22 protein-coding genes are annotated in these 20,846 nt (G+C 59.2%); 9 read left to right on the top strand and 13 right to left on the bottom strand.

The features are described 5' to 3' along the window. Nucleotides 1-76 precede the first annotated feature (76 nt). The 6 genes from QZ268_RS00415 (at nt 77) to QZ268_RS00440 (ending at nt 8,097) form a co-directional block, all read left to right on the top strand. On the top strand, nt 77-976 hold the full coding sequence (locus QZ268_RS00415; RefSeq protein ID WP_295446650.1) for a siderophore ABC transporter substrate-binding protein: 900 nt from the start codon (nt 77-79) through the stop codon (nt 974-976). Nucleotides 977-979: 3 nt separating this feature from the next. Beyond that, nucleotides 980-1,936, top strand: a complete 957-nt coding sequence (locus QZ268_RS00420) for an iron chelate uptake ABC transporter family permease subunit (RefSeq protein WP_295446652.1) — start codon at nt 980-982, stop codon at nt 1,934-1,936. Then, nucleotides 1,929-2,873 (top strand): iron chelate uptake ABC transporter family permease subunit, encoded by a 945-nt coding sequence (locus QZ268_RS00425; protein WP_295446654.1) that lies wholly within the window; start codon nt 1,929-1,931, stop codon nt 2,871-2,873. The genes QZ268_RS00420 and QZ268_RS00425 overlap by 8 nt, the downstream gene beginning before the upstream one ends. Then, complete coding sequence (locus tag QZ268_RS00430) at nt 2,870-3,622, top strand: ATP-binding cassette domain-containing protein (RefSeq protein ID WP_295446656.1); 753 nt, start codon at nt 2,870-2,872, stop codon at nt 3,620-3,622. Before QZ268_RS00425 ends, QZ268_RS00430 begins: the two co-directional genes overlap by 4 nt. Before the next feature lie 155 nt (nt 3,623-3,777). Continuing rightward, nucleotides 3,778-5,748, top strand: a complete 1,971-nt coding sequence (locus tag QZ268_RS00435; RefSeq protein WP_295446658.1) for a TonB-dependent receptor — start codon at nt 3,778-3,780, stop codon at nt 5,746-5,748. A 249-nt stretch (nt 5,749-5,997) separates the two neighbouring features. Further along, the gene (locus QZ268_RS00440) at nt 5,998-8,097 is read left to right on the top strand and encodes a TonB-dependent siderophore receptor (RefSeq protein ID WP_295446660.1); all 2,100 of its coding nucleotides are present in this window, start codon (nt 5,998-6,000) and stop codon (nt 8,095-8,097) included. Nucleotides 8,098-8,190: 93 nt separating this feature from the next. On the opposite strand, the gene QZ268_RS00445 is transcribed toward QZ268_RS00440, so the two are convergent. The 11 genes from QZ268_RS00445 to QZ268_RS00495 form a co-directional block, all read right to left on the bottom strand. After that, nucleotides 8,191-9,045, bottom strand: coding sequence for an energy transducer TonB (locus tag QZ268_RS00445; protein ID WP_295446662.1), 855 nt, complete (start codon nt 9,043-9,045; stop codon nt 8,191-8,193). Then, a complete protein-coding gene (locus QZ268_RS00450; protein ID WP_295446664.1) occupies nt 9,042-9,425 on the bottom strand; it encodes a biopolymer transporter ExbD in 384 nt (127 codons plus the stop codon). The genes QZ268_RS00445 and QZ268_RS00450 overlap by 4 nt, the downstream gene beginning before the upstream one ends. Before the next feature lie 8 nt (nt 9,426-9,433). After that, entirely contained in the window at nt 9,434-9,811 is a 378-nt protein-coding gene (locus tag QZ268_RS00455; RefSeq protein WP_295446666.1) for a biopolymer transporter ExbD, read from the bottom strand. 4 nt (nt 9,812-9,815) lie between these two features. Beyond that, nucleotides 9,816-10,907: a MotA/TolQ/ExbB proton channel family protein gene (locus QZ268_RS00460; RefSeq protein ID WP_295446668.1), complete on the bottom strand. Its 1,092-nt coding sequence runs from the start codon at nt 10,905-10,907 to the stop codon at nt 9,816-9,818. Next, nucleotides 10,904-11,956 (bottom strand): siderophore-interacting protein, encoded by a 1,053-nt coding sequence (locus QZ268_RS00465; RefSeq protein ID WP_295446670.1) that lies wholly within the window; start codon nt 11,954-11,956, stop codon nt 10,904-10,906. The genes QZ268_RS00460 and QZ268_RS00465 overlap by 4 nt, the downstream gene beginning before the upstream one ends. Nucleotides 11,957-11,965: 9 nt before the next feature. Beyond that, entirely contained in the window at nt 11,966-12,748 is a 783-nt protein-coding gene (locus QZ268_RS00470; RefSeq protein WP_295446672.1) for an ABC transporter ATP-binding protein, read from the bottom strand. Continuing rightward, the gene (locus QZ268_RS00475) at nt 12,749-13,765 is read right to left on the bottom strand and encodes an iron chelate uptake ABC transporter family permease subunit (RefSeq protein ID WP_295446673.1); all 1,017 of its coding nucleotides are present in this window, start codon (nt 13,763-13,765) and stop codon (nt 12,749-12,751) included. After that, nucleotides 13,762-14,793, bottom strand: coding sequence for an iron chelate uptake ABC transporter family permease subunit (locus QZ268_RS00480; protein ID WP_295446675.1), 1,032 nt, complete (start codon nt 14,791-14,793; stop codon nt 13,762-13,764). Before QZ268_RS00480 ends, QZ268_RS00475 begins: the two co-directional genes overlap by 4 nt. A gap of 1 nt (nt 14,794) precedes the next feature. Next, on the bottom strand, nt 14,795-15,757 hold the full coding sequence (locus tag QZ268_RS00485; RefSeq protein ID WP_295446798.1) for an ABC transporter substrate-binding protein: 963 nt from the start codon (nt 15,755-15,757) through the stop codon (nt 14,795-14,797). Nucleotides 15,758-16,251: 494 nt separating this feature from the next. After that, on the bottom strand, nt 16,252-16,638 hold the full coding sequence (locus QZ268_RS00490; protein WP_295446677.1) for a nuclear transport factor 2 family protein: 387 nt from the start codon (nt 16,636-16,638) through the stop codon (nt 16,252-16,254). A gap of 46 nt (nt 16,639-16,684) precedes the next feature. Continuing rightward, the gene (locus QZ268_RS00495; protein WP_295446679.1) at nt 16,685-17,731 is read right to left on the bottom strand and encodes an alcohol dehydrogenase family protein; all 1,047 of its coding nucleotides are present in this window, start codon (nt 17,729-17,731) and stop codon (nt 16,685-16,687) included. A 70-nt stretch (nt 17,732-17,801) separates the two neighbouring features. Between QZ268_RS00495 and QZ268_RS00500 the strand changes: the two genes are divergently transcribed. After that, nucleotides 17,802-18,350: a TetR/AcrR family transcriptional regulator gene (locus QZ268_RS00500; RefSeq protein ID WP_295446681.1), complete on the top strand. Its 549-nt coding sequence runs from the start codon at nt 17,802-17,804 to the stop codon at nt 18,348-18,350. A 241-nt stretch (nt 18,351-18,591) separates the two neighbouring features. Here the strand turns inward: QZ268_RS00500 and QZ268_RS00505 are convergent, their stop codons facing one another. Together QZ268_RS00505 and QZ268_RS20140 are read right to left on the bottom strand one after the other, a co-directional pair. Beyond that, nucleotides 18,592-18,837, bottom strand: coding sequence for an EF-hand domain-containing protein (locus QZ268_RS00505; RefSeq protein WP_295446683.1), 246 nt, complete (start codon nt 18,835-18,837; stop codon nt 18,592-18,594). 376 nt (nt 18,838-19,213) lie between these two features. Beyond that, nucleotides 19,214-19,660, bottom strand: coding sequence for a MarR family transcriptional regulator (locus tag QZ268_RS20140; protein ID WP_353399175.1), 447 nt, complete (start codon nt 19,658-19,660; stop codon nt 19,214-19,216). A gap of 86 nt (nt 19,661-19,746) precedes the next feature. Between QZ268_RS20140 and QZ268_RS00510 the strand changes: the two genes are divergently transcribed. Both QZ268_RS00510 and QZ268_RS00515 read left to right on the top strand, forming a co-directional pair. Then, a complete protein-coding gene (locus QZ268_RS00510; protein WP_295446685.1) occupies nt 19,747-20,169 on the top strand; it encodes an ABA4-like family protein in 423 nt (140 codons plus the stop codon). Nucleotides 20,170-20,200: 31 nt separating this feature from the next. After that, nucleotides 20,201-20,713 (top strand): ATP-binding protein, encoded by a 513-nt coding sequence (locus QZ268_RS00515; protein ID WP_295446686.1) that lies wholly within the window; start codon nt 20,201-20,203, stop codon nt 20,711-20,713. Nucleotides 20,714-20,846 lie beyond the last annotated feature (133 nt).

Below are 20,846 nucleotides of genomic sequence, written 5' to 3' on the forward strand. Positions count from 1 at the left end.
TACAATTCAATAGTCACATGACGAACCCCCTGCAGAGCCAGCTTCGGTCAGCCATGCAATATTGATGGAGAAATCAATGTTGAAACCGCTGATTACCCTGGCGGCGCTGGCCTGCTGCACTGCCGCCTTTGCCGCTCCTATCGAGGTGCGGACCTATCGTGGGCTGCAACAGGTTGAACCCCTGCCTCAAAAGGTCGCCGTTTTTGATGTTGCCACTTTGGATACGCTGGCGGCGCTGGGGGTGAAACCCGCTGGGGTCATCGGCAATCTTTACGTCAATTACCTGGACGAGGTGGCGCAGGGAGCAGAGGTTGTTGGCTCCTTGTTTGAGCCCGATTTTGAAAGCATCAATGCGCTGGCGCCGGATCTGATCCTGGCGGGTGGACGCTCCTCTACCCAGACAGAAGCACTGGCAGAGTTTGCCCCGACCCTGGACATGACCATCTATGGCGATGATCTGATGGGGGTGGCGCTGCAAAGGCTCGAGGATTATGGCCGCCTGTTTGGCAAGGAGGCTGAGGCGACAGTGCTGCGGGACAATTTTCAGGCCAAACTGGAGCAGACCAAATCCCTGGCCCGTGGCAAAGGCTCGGCGCTGATCGTGATGACAAATGGCCCCAAGATTTCCGCCTTTGGCGCCAATGGTCGCTTTGGCTGGCTGCACACAACGCTGGAGGTGCCGCAGGCCGCTGCAGATCTGGGGCTGAATGCCCACGGGGAGGCGGTTTCGGCAGAGTTCATCCGTGATGCCAACCCGGATTACCTGTTTGTCGTCGACCGCCTGTCGGCCATTGGCCAGGGCGGCGCGGATGCAAAGGCCACATTGGACAATGATCTGGTGCGCCAGACCACAGCCTGGCAAAAAGGTCAGGTGATCTATCTGGATGCAGCCAGCCTTTATATTGCGGGTGGTGGAATTCAGTCGATGAACCGGGTGCTGGACCAGCTGATCGCAACCTTTGAGGCGAATGGCTAACCCATGCCGCGTCTCTGGCTGCTGATCTGCCTCTGTTTGATCCTTCTGCTATCCGTGTTGTCCATCTTTGTCGGGGTGATTGACCTTACCCCGGTGGCGCTGTTGCGGGATCCAGAGGCGCTGCAATTGCTGGCGGTCAGCCGCCTGCCGCGTACCGCTGCGGCGGTGCTGACCGGCTGTTCTATGGCGGTCAGCGGCCAGATCATGCAGATCCTGGTACGCAATAAATTTGTCGAGCCCATCAGTGCAGGCACAGGGCAGGCGGCGGCGCTGGGCATATTGTTGTCTGTCTTGCTGTTCCCGGCCGCGGGTCTTGCGGTCAAGATGAGCTTGGCCGCCGTCACCGCACTGCTGGGGACGCTTGGGTTTTTGGCCCTGGTGCAGCGCTTGCCCCCAACCGAGCCCCTATTGGTGCCGCTGGTGGGGCTGGTCTATGGCGGGATCCTGGGCGCGGTGATGGTGTTCATCGCCTATCAGGTGGATCTGCTCCAATACATTGATGTCTGGATGTTGGGCGAGTTTTCTGGCGTGATGCGAGGCCGATATGAGCTGTTGTGGCTAGCGGGGATCGCTGCCTTTGTCAGCTATCTGATTGCTGATCAATTTGCCATTTTGGGGCTAGGGCGCGACATGAGCCTGAGCCTCGGCCTCAACCATCGCCAAGTCATGGCCATGGGGCTGCTCTGTGTCTCGGTGGTGTCTGCCCTTACGGTGGTGACAGTGGGCATGTTGCCCTTTGTTGGGCTGATCATTCCCAATCTGATCAGCCGCCAACTGGGCGATAACCTGCGGGCGACCCTGCCGGTGACGGCGCTGTTGGGCGGGGTTTTTGTGCTGGGCTGCGATATCCTGGCCCGGATTGTGCGCCATCCCTATGAGGTGCCGGTGGGCACGATCTTTGGGGTGCTGGGCACGCTGGCCTTTTTGTGGCTGATCTATGCGAGGCCGCGCAATGCTTAGGCTCCGTTTCCTCTGGCTGATCCTCGCTCTTGTTGTGGTCTCGGCGCTGTTTCTGACCCTTGAGGCCAAGGGAAGCTGGAGCTTTACCCTATGGTTTCGGGGCCAAAAATTGGCCAGTCTTTTGCTTATTGGAGCCGCGGTCTCAACCGCGACCATCCTGTTTCAGACCATCACCCATAACCGTATTCTGACCCCCTCCATCATGGGGTTTGATGCGCTGTTCCTGTTGATCCTGACCTTGATGATCTTTGGGATGGGGGCAGGGAGCTATGCGCAGATGCCCAAGGTGACGCTGTTCCTGATCAATCTGATCCTGCTGACGCTGGCTTCGGTTGCGTTGTTTACCCTGCTGCTGCGCGACCAACGCAGTGATCTGATGCGCATGGTGCTGACCGGCATCATATTGGGGGTGCTGTTCCGTTCGCTGGTTCTGTTTATCCAAAGGCTGATTGACCCAAACGAGTTTGCGGTGCTGCAGTCGGCCTCCTTTGCACGCTTTAACAAGGCCGACCCGGATCTTTTACTGGTGAGCGCTGTTCTGGTCTGTCTGGCCGGGGGCGCTATTTGGCGGATGCGTCATCGGCTTGATGTTCTGGCGCTGGGTGAGGTGCTGCCGGTCAGTCTGGGGGCGGATCCGCGGCGGGGGCAGCTCACGGTGTTGATGCTGATTTCGGTGCTGGTTTCGGTCTCGACTGCGCTGGTGGGGCCGGTGGCATTCCTGGGGCTTTTGGTCAGCAGCCTGACGTACCGCGTGATCCCCAGCTGGCACCATGGCCATATTCTGCCTGCGGCCATTTTGATTGGCGGCATCACATTGGTGGGCGGGCAATTGGTGCTGGAGCGCATCTTGCACTTTGAAACTCCGCTTGCCGTTGTGGTGGAATGCCTTGGCGGTTTGGTCTTTCTGATTTTGATCCTGCGAAAGGGCAGCACATGATCCGCATCCGCAATGTCAGCCATCAGATTGCCGGGCAGCCCATCCTGCAAGGTGTAGACCTCGATATCCCGGATGGGGGGCTGACGGCGCTTGTGGGGCCCAATGGCGCGGGGAAATCAACGCTGCTGTCGCTGGTGGCACGCCTGCAGACCCTGCAAACAGGCCAGATTGAGATCAACGGCCAGGATTTACAGCAGATTAGCCATGGCGATCTGGCGCAGTTGCTGGCCATCCTGCCGCAGGTCCTGACCAGCACCCATCGCATCAGTGTCGAAGATCTGGTTGGCTTTGGCCGCTATCCCTACAGCCGGGGGCGTCTGGGACCAAAGGACCGAGCGGTTATCGCCGAGGTTCTGGAGAGCTTTGAGCTGCAAGAGATCAAACACCGGTTCCTGGATACCCTGTCGGGCGGTCAGCGTCAGCGCGCCTATACCGCCATGGCCTGGGCGCAGGATACCGAATATCTGCTGCTGGATGAGCCGTTGAACAATTTGGACATAGCCGCATCGCGCAGTCTGATGTCGCGGCTCAAAAGCCTGGCTGCACGGCAGAGGCGCACGATTGTCATCGTCCTGCACGACATCAATTACGCAGCGGGCTATGCCGATCATATTGTCGCCATGAAGGCGGGGCGTGTTGTCACGGCGGGCCCGCCGCAGGAGGTGGTCAGTGAAGCCTTTTTGCATTCGGTCTTTGACACAGATGCCAGGGTGATAATGGCCGATGAAAGGCCGCTGGTGATCGTTTAACGCGCGCCGTTGCGACAGCAGGGCTCTGTTAAAAAAGTATTTTTTGCCAGGTCTTGAAGACTCATCCCCTAGCCCTTAACAGTTTGTGCCAGCCATTCTCTGCACCCCATGCACGCAGGGACCAAGCCATTGAACCCATCCTTTAGGAGGCGAAAATGGCCACTAAAAAACTCTCTCTATTTCTGTTGATGAGCACAGCCCTGGTGCCTGCCCTCGCGCCTGAACTGGCCGCGGCTGATGATATTCTGCTGGACCCAATCAATGTCACTGGCGACGTGGAAAACCAACACGGTACTGTATCATTGTCGGGGGAAACCCTCGAAGATCTGTCCCCCCGCGAGATGTCAGATCTGTTTGCCGGTGAAGCCTCGGTGATGAGCTCGGTCATCCCCACTGGCAACAAGACCTATGTGAATGGTCTGGACAGTTCGATGATGAACGTGACCATCGATGGCACCCTGCAGGGCGATGGCGTGTTCCACCATGCCACCACCGGCATGTATGACCCGGCCCTGTTTAAAGCTGCCACCATCAAACCCGGGGTTACCACAGCAGATCATGGGCCACGGGCCAACGCGGGGTCGATCGCTTACGAAACCAAGGATGCGGCGGATTTGCTGCAGGAGGGCGATAATTTCGGCGGCGTGGCCAGCCTGTCCTATGACAGCAACAGCGCCGCCTTCCGCCGAGACCTGACCCTCTATGGTCGCCAAGGCGCCTTTGAATATATTCTTTATGGATCCAAGGCGACAGGCGATGACTATCAGGACGGCGCGGGCACGACCTATCGCGGTTCTGCCGCTGACCTGACCTCGTTTCTGGGTAAAATCGCCTATCAGTGGGACAATGGCTACCGTCTGGAGTTTTCGGGGTCCGAAAGCCAAGATAGCGGCTGGCGACAGGCGCGGCCGAATTTTGGCGATCTGACCACGGCGGTGTTCCCTCTGTTTGACACCAAGGTCGAACAAAGCAACTACAGTCTGACCCTGAAGAATGAAAACGCCACCGGCGGGTTTTCTCCTGAGTTCCACCTTGGCTTTTCTTCCAGCTTGCTGGATCAGGGCGACCCGGTCGACCCGAGCTACACGCGGCCGTTGTGGGGCGGTGAGGTCGAGACCTGGAATGGTAAGATCCAGAATGAATTCCTGTTTGGCAACCACAGCCTGACAGCCGGGATCGACTTTTTTGAACAGCAAGGCGCCGGTGGGGCCATTCAGGGCAGATATACAGACCCTGCATTGGTGGGGGGCTCTTTTGGACCCTATAGCGAAAAAACCAGAAATGTCGGGATTTTTGCCCAGATGCGGTCAGAGCTCTCGGATGTGTTCTCGCTGTCTTATGGTCTGCGCGCAGACCACCAGAACTTTACTGGCTGGGACGGGACCAAGCTTTCGGATGACGGCTTCTCGTACAATATCTCGGGCAGCTATGCACTCAGCGATGCGGTGACACTCGAGGCCGCCTATTCCCAGGTCTGGGGCGGCTTTGAGCTGGGTGAAACCGCGATCATCAACTACTCTTACCCTTGGGTGAACTACGCGGGGATGCAGGCGCAAGAGACGGAGAACCTGCGTATTGGGCTCAAGGTGAACACAGGCAATTGGGATGCGAGCTTTGCCCTGTTCCGCACCGATGCCGAGAATATTCGCACCCGCAACAGTGCCGATCAGGCGAGCGCCAGCAATATTGTCACTGAAGGCGTCGATGCGGCGCTGGGTTATAGTTTTGCGTCAGGTTATCTGCGCGGCACCTATAGCTATGCCGACGTGACCCAAGACGGCCAGATCTCCACTACCACCAACTACTATGCGGCGCAGCCCATGGGGCATATCCTGGCGATCCAGGGGGCTTTTGACGTGGCGACCGATTGGAGAGTTGGCGGCACCGCGGAGGCGGCCCTGTCGCTGGACCTCGCCAATGTCACATTGCCGGGATACGAGGTGGTCAATCTGTTCGCCGAGTATAAACCAGCCCGTGTTCAGGGACTTACCGTGCGTGCCGAGATCAACAATCTGTTCGATAGCTACTACATCTCACGCGCCACACAGGGCAGCGACAACGGTCGGGTTCTGGCCTATGGCGAGCCTGGACGGTCGCTTGCAGTCACCGCACGGCTGGCATTTTAAGCCACAGGCTTGGGCGGCGAAATCAACGGTCCCGGATTTTCCGGGGCCGTTCTTGCTTTTGCTAAGGGAAAACGCAGGCAGGCCTGAAGCAGCAGGCGCCGATAAACCGCATAAAAACATGGCAAATCAGCAACAAGAAGACGCGCCGCCCCTGTCACTCTTGACCTTGCCTGCGGGAATACTTAGCGCAGCGATACCCAGCTCTCCGTCAGGCAAAAACAATAACCGCAGCATAGGCGGAGATGGGATATGCTTTTACACCGAACGACCGTTTCGATTTGGGCTTTGATGGCGGCAACGCCTCTTATGGCCCAGGTTGTTGACCTTCAAGAAATCAATGTCTCGGGCGAGACCGAGGAAGCCTACTTTGGCAAGAGCGTCGCGCTCGACACTGGAACCGTGTCAAAGACCGGCGACAGTATTCTGGAAACACCTCGCTCTGTCAGCGTGATCACCGCGCAGCAAATGGCCGAGCGTGGCGCGCAAAGTGTGGACCAGGTTCTGCAGTACTCGGCCGGGATTGTTGGCGGCCAGTGGGGCCAGGATGCCCGCTCAGATTGGTCCCTGATCCGTGGCTTTTCCCCCTCGACGCTGCACGACGGACTGCCCTCGCGCTATGGGTACTACAACGATACCAGACCTGAAACTTTTATGCTGAACAGTGTTGAGGTTCTCAAAGGTCCGGCCTCCGGGCTTTATGGCAGCGGCTCTGTTGGTGGGGTGGTCAATACCACCTCAAAAACAGCGGCGCAGGATGCCGATAACATGGTGCAGGTTCAGGCGGGCTCCAATGACCGCATGCAAATCGCCGGGGATGTTAGCGGCGATTTGAACGCGGCAGGCACGCTGCGCTATCGCTTTGTCGGGTTGCTGCGGGAATCCAAGGATTCCGTTGATTTTTCCCAGGATGATGCCATTGCTTTGGCGCCTTCGATTACCTGGCGGCCCAGTGAAAGCACTGAGCTAACTGTGCTGGCCAACTATCAGAAGAACGATGGCAGCCCGCTGATCCAGTTTGCCTCGATCTATGGGACATTACTGCCGGCGACCGGCTTTGGCACCGGGACATATCTGGACAGTGATACCTTTATCGGTGAGCCGGGCTTTGACACCTATAACACCGAGCAGCGCGCGATCACAGCGATGTTCAAGCACCGCTTCAATGCGACCTGGAGCATGAATGCCAGTGCGCGCTACCTGGAGGGCGAGTCCCTGTATCAGCACGCCTGGTGGGCCTTTGATAACACTGGCAACGGGCGCTACAACCCGGATGGCACCATCAACCGGACGTTTTACCGGGCTGAAAACGAGCTGAAGACCTGGGGGCTGGACAGCTATGCCACAGCTGAATACGGCCTGGGCGGCATCGAGATGCGCACCATTCTCGGAGCCAGCTATACCCAGGGCTACTATGACAGCGATACTGGCTATGGAACCCAGGTCGCCCCCATTGATCCGTTCAATCCAACCTATGGCGGTTTCAACCCAATCACGGTCACAGACACGGCGGGCAATACCATCACCGAATGGGGCGTCTATCTGCAGCAGCGTGCGGTTTTTCAGGATCGGCTCTTTGTGGATCTTGGTCTGCGCTACGGCGATATCGAGACCGGCACCAGCAATGGCAGCTTTGGTGCCACAACAGTGGCGGCACAGGACAGCGCCTGGAGCGGAAACGCGGCGGTGCTCTACCGCTTTGATAACGGGCTGGCGCCCTACCTCAGCTATGCTCAAAGCTTCCGGCAGGATGCCATTGGGGCGGATGTCAATGGTACCCCCTTCGAGCCAACCGAGGGAGAGCAGGTCGAGCTGGGTCTGAAGTACCAACCTGTGGGCACAGATACCCTGCTGACGGTCTCGGCCTTTGATCTGACCAAATCCAATCTGACGGTGGCAGATCCCGCCAACCCCGGCTTTCAGGTGCAAACCGGAGAGGCACGTGCCAAGGGCTTTGAATTTGAGGCATTTCACCGCTTTGGCGATGTTTTGGTCAATTTTGCCTATACCTATCTCGATACCGAGGATGCCGACGGGGATTACATTGCTCAGGTGCCTAAAAACGCAGCCTCGCTTTGGGTGAACTACGAACCGCTGGATGGAGCGATGGCGGGCTGGAAGCTGGGCGCGGGGATGCGCTACAACGGCGAGGCCTGGGGTGGTGCCAGCACCTATCTGACGCCGTCCTATACGCTTTATGACGCGGCAGTATCCTACGGCCGGGACAATTGGCTGGTGGCGCTGAATTTACGCAACCTCACAGATGAGCGCTACATGGCAACCTGCCAGTCCGGCTCTTGCTACTTTGGCGAAGGCAGAAATGTTGCCCTGACCCTGACCTCCAAATTCTAAAACCATCCCAGATGCAACGTAAACAAAGACCCCGCGCCCTGTTGATAGGGCGCGGGGTTTCTTGTGGGGTGATGTTGGGGGAAGGGCGTGGCGCTACTTGGCAAAGCTCATCGGCAGGTTGAAGGTGAACTGAGAGGCACCAATACCCTTGGGAGCTTTGGGAAATTTTCCGGCCCGGCTGACGGCCTTTAGCGCCGCCTGATCGAAGGCGGCAACGCCCGAAGATTTGGCGACCCGGTAGTTGACCAGCGTACCGTTGGCGGCCACCGTAATGCGCAAAACCACCCGGCCAGATCCGCGTGTCCCGGATGGGTAGCGTTTGCGCCGTTCAATCCGGGAGCGGATCTTTGCCCCCCAGATCGACTGAAGCTTTGCCCTTTGCCCTGCGGAGCTGGTGGCCGTTGTGGCACCGCCCGCGGCGCCGGCCTGAGCCCCTCCACCAGATCCGGCAGCACGTTGTGCTGCGCGGCCAGCAGAGGTCTGATTGGAGGTCTGCGCTGTTGGCGGCGTCTCCACCGGTTTGGGCGCTGGCTTGGGGCGCGGTTTTGGTTCCGGCTTTGGTTCGGGTTTGGGCTCCGGTTCTGGCGGCGGGGGTGGGGGAGGCGTTGACTGATCAATCTCCACCACATCCGCCTCTTCTGGTTCCTCTAGGGCCACAAGCACAGCGGCACGGGGGGCATCGGTCAGTTCAAACTGGGGCATCTGCGGCGCATCTGTTGGTGTTCGCGGTTGTTCCAGGTCCGGTTTCACCATCTGCGGACGCGGCGGCGGGCGCTCCCAGGCCTCGACCATTTCAGCAACCGTGGCGCTGGCGGCTTCGATTGAGACCATGGCCTCGCCCCCGGCGCCGCTGGACTGCACGCCAGATTTCGGGGCCGAGGCAAAAAGGCTGACATGGATAAGCGCGGCCAGGCCTGCAAACAGGGTTATTTCTGCGGTACGTTTCATTGTGGTGTCACCACCAATTCGGCACGGGCAAGCCCCGCTGCCGCCAGCTTTTTCAGAATACCCGCCAGAGTGGTGGCTTCCAGTTTGGCGTCAGCCCGCAGCAGCACCATCGGAGTGTCGGCACTCACGCGCGCCAGCATCTCTAGCGCGGCCTCACCTTCGGCCCCGTCAAAATGCATCCGCCCCTCGGCATCTATGTAGAGCACAGGTTCAGCTTCGGCTTCTGCCTCAAGATTGGCACCGGGCGGCGTGACCTCAAAGGGTTCGGGCTGCGCCAGATGCGAGGTCATCAGAAAGAAGATCAGCAGCAGAAACACCACATTGATCATCGGCACAATGGATTCCGCGCGAGGGCGTTTCACAGCAGGGGACAGGTCCATTGCGCGTCTCACTCCACCAGTACGACGTTGACCAGCCCGGCGTCGCGCAGCAGGGTGGTCACGTCGATGATACGTTGCAGATCGGCCCCATCGCGGCCGCGCAGGATGAGAATATCCTCCGGCGAGGACATCAGCGGCGCCAGCGCCAGGGGCAGGTGGCTGGCGGCGATCGGAACGCCATTCAGATCCAGATTACCCGCCCCAATCCCCACCAGCCGTGGCGGTCCGGTGTATTCACCGCCGCGCCCGGCAAGGGGCAGTTCCAGCACCGCATCGCTGCCAAATCGTGATGCCAGCATAAAAAAGACCAGCAGCAAGAAGACCACGTCGATCATCGGGGTCAGGCTGGGTTTGCGCCTTGGGCGCCTGGCTTGGGTGAATTGCATCACCTTACTCGGCCGCCATGGGGAGGTCTTGGGGAACCTCGGCTACAAACAGCCGGGTGGCGCTGTCTTCTATATCCTGACGGATGCCGGTGATGACCGATTCAAACCAAGTAAGGGCCGCCGAAGCCGGGATGGCCACAGCCATGCCTGCAGCCGTGGTCAGCAGGGCTTCCCATATGCCCCCGGCCAGCAGCGCAGGGTCGGCCTTGGAGCCGGCCTGTTGCAGCGCCTGGAAGGCAGCGATCATGCCCAGAACCGTGCCCAGCAGACCCAGAAGCGGTGCAATTGTCGCGATCAGCTCCAGCGCGCCCAGCCCGGTGCCCGCCTTTGCGAGATGTTTTTTGGCAATTCTAGCAGTTTCTTCCCGGGCGCGGTCTTCGGGCAGTTGACGCAGGGCGGTCAACCCGGCGCTGACCACCTTGGAACGAATGCCCATTCGGCCCTCAACAATGGCCAGAGCCGCCGCTGGATTACCGGCCTCATAGGCCAAGACCGCTTTGCTGGCCTTGCCACGGGACCAGGCGCCGATCAGCGCCAGGCGCCAGATTTTCCACAGGATCAGCGCCAGGGTGATCACCGAAAGCGCCGCGATAGCCCAGATCGAAGGCCCGCCGTCGCGCAGGAATTTCATCGCTTTGCCAGAGGTCTCTTCTGCCAGCTGCAGCATTTCTTCCTGTCGGCTAAGTGGTTCTAGGGCGGGGAGTTCAACAGCTGCATTTGGGGCGGCCCCATCGCCCAATTCGGCAGGTGCTGCGGCGGGGTCCGAGACCTCTTGCGAGACTGCAGAGGTGGAAGGTGGCGCAGCTGTGGTAGGGCTGTCGCTGGCTGTTGCCTCGAAAACAGGTGTCGCAGGTGCTGCCATCGGCGCGGTGGCTTCCGCCGCTGCGCCCTCGACCGGGGGGGACAGGGCCGGACGCGCCGCATTCAAATCGGTTGGTGCCATAGGGGGCGTCACCAGGCCACTGCCCGTGCTGTCCACAGTGGGCGCGGCAAGGACGGGGGCCGCAGGGGCAGGGGCCTGGGCGGATTCTTGCGCTGCGGCATAGGACGTCGCGGCCAACAACAGGACAGCTGAAAGAGAGATGTGCAGGGTCATGGCTTGCTCCAATAGGCGGCGATGTAGCTGGTTCCGGGGGCTGGTTTGTCGGCCTTCAGGGCTTCGCGCACTGGCGTCACATCTGACTTTTCGCTCGCCAGCCACAAAAAGTGATCCGGGTGTTCTCGATGCGCCGCCAAAGCCTGCCGCGGTACATCCTGGGCCTCTTCGCGGGTGAGCCAGGTGAGCGTGACCCCTGCAGGCGCGGTGATGGGATAGGCGCAGTCGGCGCCCTGTGCGGCGATCAGGGTCACCTGGCCGGTGCTATTGGCGGGGAGGGCTTCGAGAATACGCGCGACCGCCGGGAAAGCAGTTTCATCGGCAAAGATGCAGATCTTGGAACCTTCTGGAATGCCGCCGCCGCCTGGCCCGGCGATGACCAACAGATCGCCAATGCTGGCGCCGCGCACCCAGTTGGTAACGCGGCCCCCGTCGTGCAGGAAAACGTCAAAATCCAGCAACCCTGCCTGCCGGTCGATCCAGCGGGTGGTATAGGCTGGGCGATGCAGCGCCTTTTCGCCTTTGGGCCAGACCGTGGCGCCATTTTCCGCAAGGCTGGGCCATTCCGGTTTGGTGCAATCCGGGGCGGGCAAGAGCAGGCGGAAGTGGATGGCGTCATCCTGGAAACTGCTTAGATCATCGGCTTGGATGCGCACCCGAAGAAAGGTGGTTCCCACCTGCGTGACAGAGACAACACGGGTGAAGTGCAGATTTGGCGGGCGGTTGGGCAGGGTTGCGCTATCCGACCAACGCAGGTCCTTTGCCGCCTCGGGCAGCAGCTGGGACAGGGTTTCGCTAAAACTGTCTTTGAGCATGAACAAGCGGTCCGGCAGCGCCGCTGAAATCCGAATGTGGATGCCACCTTCTGCGGGTTCAAAACGGTATTGCCCAAAGGAGGGCACCTCAATGCTGACAGCGCTTTCGCTGTCCTCCACGACCCGCAGTTCGTGCTCCTGGGCCTGGTGCAGCATCACCTGCCGCATGGCGGCATGGGACAGGCCGGTCAGCAGGGCTGTGGCATCAATTGGGAAACTTGGGTTTATCGTCATGCTACAGTCCTATTCGGGGATGACATGTGGGGTGCCGTGCACCGGGTCGGAGATGATCTGACATTTCAGATCAAAGACCTGTTCCATATTGTTTCGGGTGACGACCTCGGCGGGGCTGCCCGTGGTGAAGATTGCGCCTGCGTGCAGGGCGATGATGTGATCGGCAAAGCGGGCGGCCAGATTGATGTCATGCAGAACCATGGCCACGGTTTGATTGCTCTGTTGGTTGAGCGACTGGATCAGGGACAGAAGCTCGATCTGATGTGGCAGGTCCAGGTAGGTCGTCGGCTCATCCAGCAGCAGGATCTCGGTGTCCTGTGCCAGGGCCATTGCGATCCAGGCCCGTTGTCGCTGACCGCCAGACAGGGCTTCGAGGGGGCGGTTGGCATGGGGGGCCATGCCGGTCAGTTTCAGTGCGCGCCCAACGGCCTCGGCGTCCTGATGGGACCATTGCCGCAGCGCCGATTGATGTGGTGTGCGGCCACGCGTCACCAGATCCCGAACGGTCAGCCCTTCGGGGGCGCTGGGTGATTGCGGCAGGATGGCCAGGCGTTGCGCAACCGAGCGGTTGGCCTGTTTATGGATGCTTTTGCCATCCAGAAAAATCTCACCACTGCCGGGCTTTTGCAGCCGCGCCAGGGATCTGAGAAAGGTGGATTTGCCACAGGCATTGGGTCCGACGATGACGGTAATCTTGCCATCCGGAATATCGGCGCTCAGCGCCTTTAGGATGGGCGTATTGGCAAAGGCAACCGACAGGGCTTTGGCGTGCAGGCGGGCAGGGGCGGTCATTCAGAGCTTTCCTTTGCGAAATTGAACCATCAGCAGCCAGATCATCACCGGGCCACCGATCAGGGCGGTAAAGACGCCTGCGGGGAGTTGAATGCTGGGAACCAAGCGGGAGGCCGTATCTGCTGCCAGCACCAGCAGGGCGCCGATCACGGCCGCGCCCAGCAGGGCTGGCCTGCCATTGGGCACCAGGGCGCGCGCAATTGGTCCGGCGGCAAAGGCCACAAAGGGCAGGGGGCCGGCGGTGCAGACGGCAAGGGCCGCCAGCAGAATGCCCAGACCCGTGATCCCCAGGCGCAGCGGCGATAGCCGCAGGCCCAGGCTGCTGGTCAGATCATCCGACAGGCCAAGCCGGGCCAAGGGGAAATGGATCCAGAAAACCGCCGGAGCCAACAGCAGCAACCCGGACCAAACAAGCCAGACATCCTGCCAATCGCGCGCGTTCAGAGTGCCAATCAGCCATTCGGCCATATCGGCGGCGGTCCGGGCATCGGTCCGGCTCAGCAGTAAATCAGACAGGGCCGCCAGGGCAAAGCCAATGCCGAGCCCGATCAGCACCAGGCGCTGGGGATGCAAGCCGTCTTTCCAGGCGAGGCCTACAACCAGAACTGCTGTGAACAGCGCGCCAACAAGTGCGCCCAGCAACACATTGCCGCCGGTCAAAATGATCGCCAGCAGCGCGCCGCAGCTGGCGCCTGCGTTGAAGCCAATGACATCCGGCGATGCCAGCGGATTGCGCATCATGGTTTGAAACATCGCCCCGGACAGGCCAAAGCAAGCACCAGCCCCCAGGGCTGTCAGGATCCGTGGCAATCGGTGATCCATCAGGATCATTCTGTCAATGTCTGAGCCCGCGCCCAGCAACACGCTGAGCCAGCTGGTCTCGGTGAAGGTATAGCTGCCAAGACGCAGGGCCAGAACCGCGCCCAGGGTGAGCAGCAGCATGAGGACAGAGCCGATAGCAACGGCGCGCCGTGAGACGGACAGGGACAGGAAGGGCAGGCGTAGGCTCCAGCTCATAGCGCCGCTCGCCCATTGCGGCGGATCAACCAGACCAGAGCTGGCCCGCCGAGGAGTGCTGCCATAACCCCGGCCTGCATATTGCCGCCAAAGACCGGCAAGCGCCCCATGAGATCGGCAAGGATCATCAGCCCCGCCCCTAAAAGTGCGGAAAACAACATGCACCAGCGCATATCTGCGCCCGAAAAACGCCGCGCCATATGGGGCACGATCAGGCCAACAAAGGCGATGGGCCCGGCCATCGACACCGTGGCACCGCAGAGGCAGACAATGGCACAAACGGCAAGCCCCCGCGCCAGCCCAACCCGCAGGCCCAGGCTGCGGGCGGTGTCCTCGCCCAGCATCATGGCGTTCAGGTTAAAGGAAGAAACCGCGGCAAGCGCCGCGCCCAAGGCAAAGAAGGGCAGCAAAGCCGCAAGGGTTGCCATCTCAATCCCGTCCAGACCGCCCAGCACCCAAAAGCGATAAACATCCAGGCTGCGCTGGCTGATCAGCAACAGGCTTCGCCCGAGTGCCAGGAACAGCGCGCTGAGGGCGGCACCTGCCAGGATCAGCCGCAGCGGGGTGCCCTGACCGGCGCCGCCCAGGAAGAAAACCAGAACCGTGCTGATCAACCCGCCGCCCATGGCAACCCAGACAAAGGAGGCCGGGTCGGAAATGCCCAGCAGGAAGATGCAGAGGATCACCCCCAGCGACGCCCCGCCATTGATGCCCAGCAATCCAGGGTCCGCCAGTGGGTTTCTTGTCAGGCTCTGGATCAAAGCCCCGGAACCGGCCAGGGCAGCTCCGGCCAGCCAGGCAGCCAGCAATCTGGGCAGTCGCATCCCCTGAAGGACCAGATGATTGGCGTTTGTGGCATCATAGGCCACAAAGGAATCCCAGATGCTATGCCAGCTGATTGGGCGCAGGCCAAAACGCAGCGACAGGGCCGACAGCAATAGCAGGCTTAGGACGACCGTCAGCAGCCAGATCTGGCGGGCTGATGCACGGTGGTCAGAGCGGGGAGATGTAGCCTCGAGAATGGTCATGTCAGAAGCCTTCGGGCAGCAGGCCAGCCTTGGCGGTGCTGGTAACAGTGGTGGCGGGGTCGCCATCTATGGCCGCCTCCAACAAGGGCACCAGGCGATCCAGCGCATAGTTCAGGCTAAGTGGACTGGAATGTGACAGGGCCGCCGAGAGGAGCAAATCGGCATAGATCTCGCGGCCTTCGGCATAAGCGCGCAGGGTTGGGCGCAGCGGCATCCGTTGCAGCCGACTGATTGAGCCACCCGCGTCCAGCCAAATGAGGGCATCAACATCGATGGGGGAGAGGTCTTCCGGGGGGATCAGCACGTAGTAATTGTTGAAGGACGCCCGGGTATTGATGGCATCCGGCACCTCGAAACCTAGGGCTTGGATAAACTGGCCGCGGATGTCACGGGCGGAATAGGCGCCATTCTGACCTGCCCAGACCATAACGGAACTGGCCCCTTGCCACTCCGGGTGGGCCTGACGAATGCCGTGAAAACGCGCGTCAATTCCGGCGATGATCTCTTCAGCCTGATCCAGACGTCCCGTGGCGCGCCCTAGGGTCCGCAACATTTCCTGCCAGGGGGTGCCATAGTCGCCATACTGCAATTGCGGCGGAACAGTTGGCGCAATTCGAGACAACAGCTGATATTCGCGCTTGGTCATTCCAGACCATTGGCCAACAATCAGATCCGGCTGCATGGCCGCGATGGCCTCGATATCGATCTCGCCCTGCATGACGATGGGCGTGGCCTCTCCCAAAGCTTCCTGCGCCCAGGGCCAGATGCCATAAGGATGCGGGCCAAACCATTTGCGCAGCGCGTGCGGTGGTCTTCCCAGCGCTAACAAAAAATCGTGGCCAATAAAGCTGAGAGAAACGATGCGGCTTGGTTCGCTTTGAACTGTGGTCTTGCCGTATTGATGCTGGATCAACACCGGAAAGCGATCGGCCTGTGCATCTTCTGGCGTGGTTGCCACAGCCAGAAATACGGCCAACAGGCCTGCGCAACAGCGCCGGTTTGGGAAACACCAACACGCCAAGGCGGAAAAGAGAGGTGTCATTGAGACGAAGCTTGTGCGCACCATACTGCTCCAACGCGCTGCGAAAGGCGCGAACCTACACAGCTATTGAATGGTATGGCTGGGCGTTAAGGAGGAGGGAGACTCCACAACACCTTGCTTCGAGGAAAAGGTATAGGACGGACCCATATTTTTCCTTACGAGTTTTGTCAAGAATTGTGATGGACACAGAATTCAAAATTCATTTGGCTCAAAACTCTCTCAAACTGGGCTGCTCTGGAAAGCGACCTCCGCAACGCCCGGCAATCTCGCTATAAGCACGGCCTGAAACGCTACGCGGCTGCGTAATGACCGATCAGCGGTGAGGTTTACAGCAAGATTTCGGCGGGGAGGGCAGCTCTGCGGACGAAGCGGATATGGCCCTTTCGTCCCTAGATGTCCGCTCTCCCGCTGGCAGACTAGAACATCCCATTGTCGTTTTTGCTGTGGCCAGGCAATTCTTGTAACACATCCCAATGCTCAACGACCTTTCCGGCATCATCAAGCCGGAAGATGTCAATGCCCGCGTATTCAAGACCCTCGGGCCAGATCTGGTGGCAGTGAAGCACGACGTGGTTCCCTTCGGCGATGGCGCGTTTCACCTCGACGCGTTTACCGGGGTACTCGGTAGCCATGCGTTCGAAATAGCTGATGAACCCATCTTTGCCATCGCTGACATGGGGGTTGTGCTGGATGTAGTCGTCCCCGGCATAGCGCGCGATGGCCTTCGCCGGGTCGCAGTCGTTGAACATCATCTCGTAAAATGCGATGACGTTTGCCTTGTCGGCCTCGGAACTGCGGGTCATATCTTATCCTTCCTGTTAAAGCTTTCGCGATCCTGACGCTGGTGGATCAAGACAAACTTAGAACGATCTTACCGATGTGACCCTTCCTGCCAAAGGCGTCCTGAGCAGCACCGATTTCGTGGAGTGAATAGGTTTCGGCGACCAGCGGGGCTATGTCGCCACGCTCAATCCGCGTGACAAGGTTTCCAAAGACCTCTGGTTCCAGCACGGTGCATCCGTAAAAGCTCAGATCCTTGAGGTAGAGCGTGCGCACGTCCAGTTCGACCAGCGGCCCTGCAATTGCGCCCGCGACGGCGTAGCGCCCACCGGGGCGCAAGACATCCAGCAGTGACGGCCATTTCCGACCGGCGACAAGGTCAATGACCACATCAACCTGTCCCGCCCCGAGGGCCGAGACATAATTTGCATCCCGGTCGAGGGTCTCATCCGCACCAAGGGCTTTCAGCTTGTCTGCCTTGTTGGCGCTTGTGACCGCGACAACCCTTGCGCCACGTGCCGACGCCAATTGCACGGCTGCCGATCCCACCCCGCCGGAAGCCCCGGTCACGAGCACGGTTTCGCCTGATTTGACGACAGCACGTGTCAGCATGTTTTCGGCCGTCGAATAGGAACAGGGGAAGGAAGCCAGTTCGATATCGGTAAGGTTGCTTTCCACCCGATGGGCATGTCGCGCCGCGACCCGCGTGTACTCAGCAAAGCCACCATCGCATTCGGAACCAAAATACCAGGGCGTTTCCAAAATCTCGCCGTTTGCTTCCCGGATGCAGGGTTCGATTAGCACCCGTTCGCCGACACGCGCGGCATCAACCTGATCGCCCACAGCAACAATATGGCCGCAGACGTCGGCACCCTGAATACGCGGAAAGGACAGCGCCTTGCCCGACCAGCTGGCATCGTCGCTTTCGCCGTCGCCTTTCGAATACCAGGCCGTTCGGGTGTTGATGTCGGTATTGTTGACACCGGCGGCGCTGACCTTGATGACGACGTCCCGCGCGCCGGGCGTCGGGACGGGCAGGTCGTCGCGCCATTCCAGTTTCTCGGGTCCGCCGTGTCCGGTCAACACGACACCGCTCATTTTGCTAGGCAGTGGCATTGGTGGGCTCCTATGGGTAGAATGATAACTCTACTTGCCGGGGTAGAGGAACCACTCTACTGAGTCAAGAATGACTGATTTACAGAACCAGATTGACGCCGGGTTGGAGCGGGCTTTTGCAAAACATGGTTTCGCCGAACCCAATATTGAAACGCTTCGCAAAGCGACGGGGGTAAGCCTTCGCACCCTCTACAAATATGTTCCCTCACGCGAAAGGATGATCCTTCGGGCGTTGGAGCATCGACATCGCCGCTATATGGTGCAAGTTTTTCCCGAAACCGAAAAAGCGGACCAAGTGGCTTTGGCGACCATCGTTGATCGCGTTGCGCACTGGATGAAGGCAGAGACCACGCATGGCTGCTTGTTTCACGCGGCAGTCGCCTCAGCACCGCAGGATGAAGAGTTGCGCGCGCTTCTGGGCCGTCACAAGGCAGAAATGGCCGACCGTGCTGCCAAGGCGTCGGGCTTGCACGGCCAGGAAAGTGAAATCTCGCTCATCATCGAGGGGCTGATGCAAAGCTGGCCCTTGCGCGGCGATGAGTCGGTGAGAGCGGCAAAGGCGCTGTGTGCGCTGCTGGGCGAGGGGCATGTTCGTAGCGCAGAGGCTGAGACTTCGTAAGAGCGGACATGGGTTTGGTGCGCAGCATCTGGCACAAAGGGCTGAGAGCCGACCGTGAGCGCGGCTGTCATATGCTGCAGCCGCGACCCGCTTTGCCGTTATTCGCTGTGGGTGCAAAAAAGAGCCGTCGCCGAACTGGTAAGTGCGGGACAAAACCAACCGTCGCCGACATAGGACCCTAGCCCTGCGTCTGCAGGGCTAGGGCGTTCTCGTGAGTGGTAATCGGTAAGTGGGGCGCTGGTTAGCCTGCCGTGGGCAGAATACCTGCTTCCTGGGCCGCCTGCACCTCTGCCAGATCAGCATTGCCATCTGCATTGGTGTCAATCTCGACAAAATCTTTGGCGGTAAGGTCTGGATAGGCTGTCTGAAGCTCCGCCAGGGAGAAGGTGCCATTTCCGTCAGCATCCACAGCGCTTGCTGCCTGTGCTGCAAGGGGGGATGCGGTCAGAGCTGCAAGGGCAACGGCTGTCAGGGAAATCTTGGTCATGTTGTACACTCCATTCATTTTACTGTGTTTTCTGCGGTGCGCCTTCATCTCGGCGAGCCGTGAACAAGGGATAGGCCCAGTATTCGCGCGCCTCCAGCCCAAGGTGGCAAAGGTGGGATTTCCGGCGCCGTGCCGCCAAAACAGCCATCCATTGTGTGCGCTTTGCCGCCACTCTTTCTAATTGAGTTTTTTCCCGCCGACACTCCCCACCCAAACCCGCGTCTTCCTGCCGATGCAGCTCCCTTTGGGGCTCAGAGCGGACACCCGACAAGTCTGGTAGGGAAACTCAGCGAGTCTGTGACGCCAAAGGCGGCTGAGCGGACAAAGTGAGCTTTCGCTTCGGCTGCGCCAATGGCTGCTTAGCAAAGGCCGACTTCTAAGTCAGATTACCAGGGGCATCTGCGATCAAGCGATGAAGCAGGCCGGAAAGCTGCTCCAAATCTCCCTCGGTCCAGCGGTCACGAAAAACATAGCCTGCCTGTTTTGTGAATGTGACACGCGCCTCGTGAACTTTCTCCAACCCAGATTCTGTCAGGACTACAAATGCCAACCTTGCGTCCCTTTCGTCCGTTTGCCGCGCTACCACCCCGATCTTCTCCAAGGGCGCTGCCATACGCGTTACCGTCGACGCGCTCACGTGCATCCGCTTTGCAATTTCGACACGGGACAGGCGATGTAGAGGCGCCTGTTCCAAGTGCATGAGGAGAAAAACCTCGTTCACCGAGAGACCGTGGACCGAAGCGAAATCGCCCGAAAGTCGTGCTTTGATCTGGTCCGCTGATTGTAGAAGGCGAAGAGTATTTGTGAGGCATAAATCATTCATGTGGACATTGTATTCACATTGCTTGCATCTGCAAGTACATTGCAATACTGATGCGCGAATTATCCTGATCAACAATGGGTGACGTCATGGACCTTGAAGTTATTTTCTCTATTGCTGGCTTACTTGCGATGGCAGGCTGGCTTGTTTTGCTCGCATCTCCGCTCATTCCACATTGGTCTGACTTGATTGCTGGTTATGTCATTCCGACCTTGCTCTCATTAGGTTACGTTACTCTCATTCTGTTTTTTCCATCAAACGGCGGGGGCGGATTTGGTAGTCTCGCCGAAGTTATCGACCTGTTTGCGAACCCCAATGCGATGATGGCCGGGTGGGTGCATTATCTGGCGTTTGACTTGTTGATCGGGGCCTGGATGTGCAGAACATCAAGGCGCGATGGACTTAGCTTCTGGCTGGTCGCGCCCTGCCTTCCAGTCACATTTCTTTTTGGTCCAGCGGGTTTCCTTGCCTTTTCAATCGTTCGCATCTTTGCGCCGAAAAAAGCGGCCTAAACTGATTCACACTAAAAAAAAGATTTTCCCAATGCAGGACGATGACACACAGCAAGTTCACCTGATTTGCGGCTCAACGGGCGCGGGTAAGACGACATATGCCCGCGCGTTGGCCAACCGCAACGGCGGTGTTGTATTCTCGATTGATGAATGGATGGTATCCTTGTTTGGGGAGGACGCACCGGACGCCTTGGACCCCGCATGGATCTTCCCACGCGTCCATCGTTGCGAGACGCAAATGTGGGCAATGGCGTTGCAGCTTGGCAAGTTGGGCGTTCCGTCGATCCTAGACTTTGGGTTTCAGCGGCAAGAACACCGTCAGAAGTATGGCAGACTCGCGAAGCAGGCTCAGTTTACGGCAAAGCTGCATGTCCTGAATGTCGATGCTTCAGAGCGGTGGAAACGTATTGAGGCGCGCAATACTCACCAGGGTGAGAGCTTCCATATGGAAATCACACGCGGCATGTTTGACTATATCGAAACGACTTGGGAACTGCCCAGCGATGATGAGGTGGCCTCGATATCACTGGCAGATTTGGATTAGCGTCTATCAATTACTTCATAGAGCGGTCGTTCGTACAGCATGCTGCATCATGCACTTTGGGCGTATTTTGTTGAAAAACTCGCCCTTGCTCGAAGGGCCGTCGGCTGATTCAATTCCAGTACAGGGTGGGAGG

The organism is uncultured Pseudophaeobacter sp. (assembly GCA_905479575.1).
GTDB lineage: Bacteria > Pseudomonadota > Alphaproteobacteria > Rhodobacterales > Rhodobacteraceae > Pseudophaeobacter.

Bases quoted from the DNA above. Each gene is read 5' to 3' on its own strand.
- QZ268_RS00415 (WP_295446650.1), top strand. From the start codon at position 77: ATGTTGAAACCGCTGATTACCCTGGCGGCGCTGGCCTGCTGCACTGCC.
- QZ268_RS00420 (WP_295446652.1), top strand. From the start codon at position 980: ATGCCGCGTCTCTGGCTGCTGATCTGCCTCTGTTTGATCCTTCTGCTA.
- QZ268_RS00425 (WP_295446654.1), top strand. From the start codon at position 1,929: ATGCTTAGGCTCCGTTTCCTCTGGCTGATCCTCGCTCTTGTTGTGGTC.
- QZ268_RS00430 (WP_295446656.1), top strand. From the start codon at position 2,870: ATGATCCGCATCCGCAATGTCAGCCATCAGATTGCCGGGCAGCCCATC.
- QZ268_RS00435 (WP_295446658.1), top strand. From the start codon at position 3,778: ATGGCCACTAAAAAACTCTCTCTATTTCTGTTGATGAGCACAGCCCTG.
- QZ268_RS00440 (WP_295446660.1), top strand. From the start codon at position 5,998: ATGCTTTTACACCGAACGACCGTTTCGATTTGGGCTTTGATGGCGGCA.
- QZ268_RS00445 (WP_295446662.1), bottom strand. From the start codon at position 9,045: ATGAAACGTACCGCAGAAATAACCCTGTTTGCAGGCCTGGCCGCGCTT.
- QZ268_RS00450 (WP_295446664.1), bottom strand. From the start codon at position 9,425: ATGGACCTGTCCCCTGCTGTGAAACGCCCTCGCGCGGAATCCATTGTG.
- QZ268_RS00455 (WP_295446666.1), bottom strand. From the start codon at position 9,811: ATGCAATTCACCCAAGCCAGGCGCCCAAGGCGCAAACCCAGCCTGACC.
- QZ268_RS00460 (WP_295446668.1), bottom strand. From the start codon at position 10,907: ATGACCCTGCACATCTCTCTTTCAGCTGTCCTGTTGTTGGCCGCGACG.
- QZ268_RS00465 (WP_295446670.1), bottom strand. From the start codon at position 11,956: ATGACGATAAACCCAAGTTTCCCAATTGATGCCACAGCCCTGCTGACC.
- QZ268_RS00470 (WP_295446672.1), bottom strand. From the start codon at position 12,748: ATGACCGCCCCTGCCCGCCTGCACGCCAAAGCCCTGTCGGTTGCCTTT.
- QZ268_RS00475 (WP_295446673.1), bottom strand. From the start codon at position 13,765: ATGAGCTGGAGCCTACGCCTGCCCTTCCTGTCCCTGTCCGTCTCACGG.
- QZ268_RS00480 (WP_295446675.1), bottom strand. From the start codon at position 14,793: ATGACCATTCTCGAGGCTACATCTCCCCGCTCTGACCACCGTGCATCA.
- QZ268_RS00490 (WP_295446677.1), bottom strand. From the start codon at position 16,638: ATGACCCGCAGTTCCGAGGCCGACAAGGCAAACGTCATCGCATTTTAC.
- QZ268_RS00495 (WP_295446679.1), bottom strand. From the start codon at position 17,731: ATGCCACTGCCTAGCAAAATGAGCGGTGTCGTGTTGACCGGACACGGC.
- QZ268_RS00500 (WP_295446681.1), top strand. From the start codon at position 17,802: ATGACTGATTTACAGAACCAGATTGACGCCGGGTTGGAGCGGGCTTTT.
- QZ268_RS00505 (WP_295446683.1), bottom strand. From the start codon at position 18,837: ATGACCAAGATTTCCCTGACAGCCGTTGCCCTTGCAGCTCTGACCGCA.
- QZ268_RS20140 (WP_353399175.1), bottom strand. From the start codon at position 19,660: ATGAATGATTTATGCCTCACAAATACTCTTCGCCTTCTACAATCAGCG.
- QZ268_RS00510 (WP_295446685.1), top strand. From the start codon at position 19,747: ATGGACCTTGAAGTTATTTTCTCTATTGCTGGCTTACTTGCGATGGCA.
- QZ268_RS00515 (WP_295446686.1), top strand. From the start codon at position 20,201: ATGCAGGACGATGACACACAGCAAGTTCACCTGATTTGCGGCTCAACG.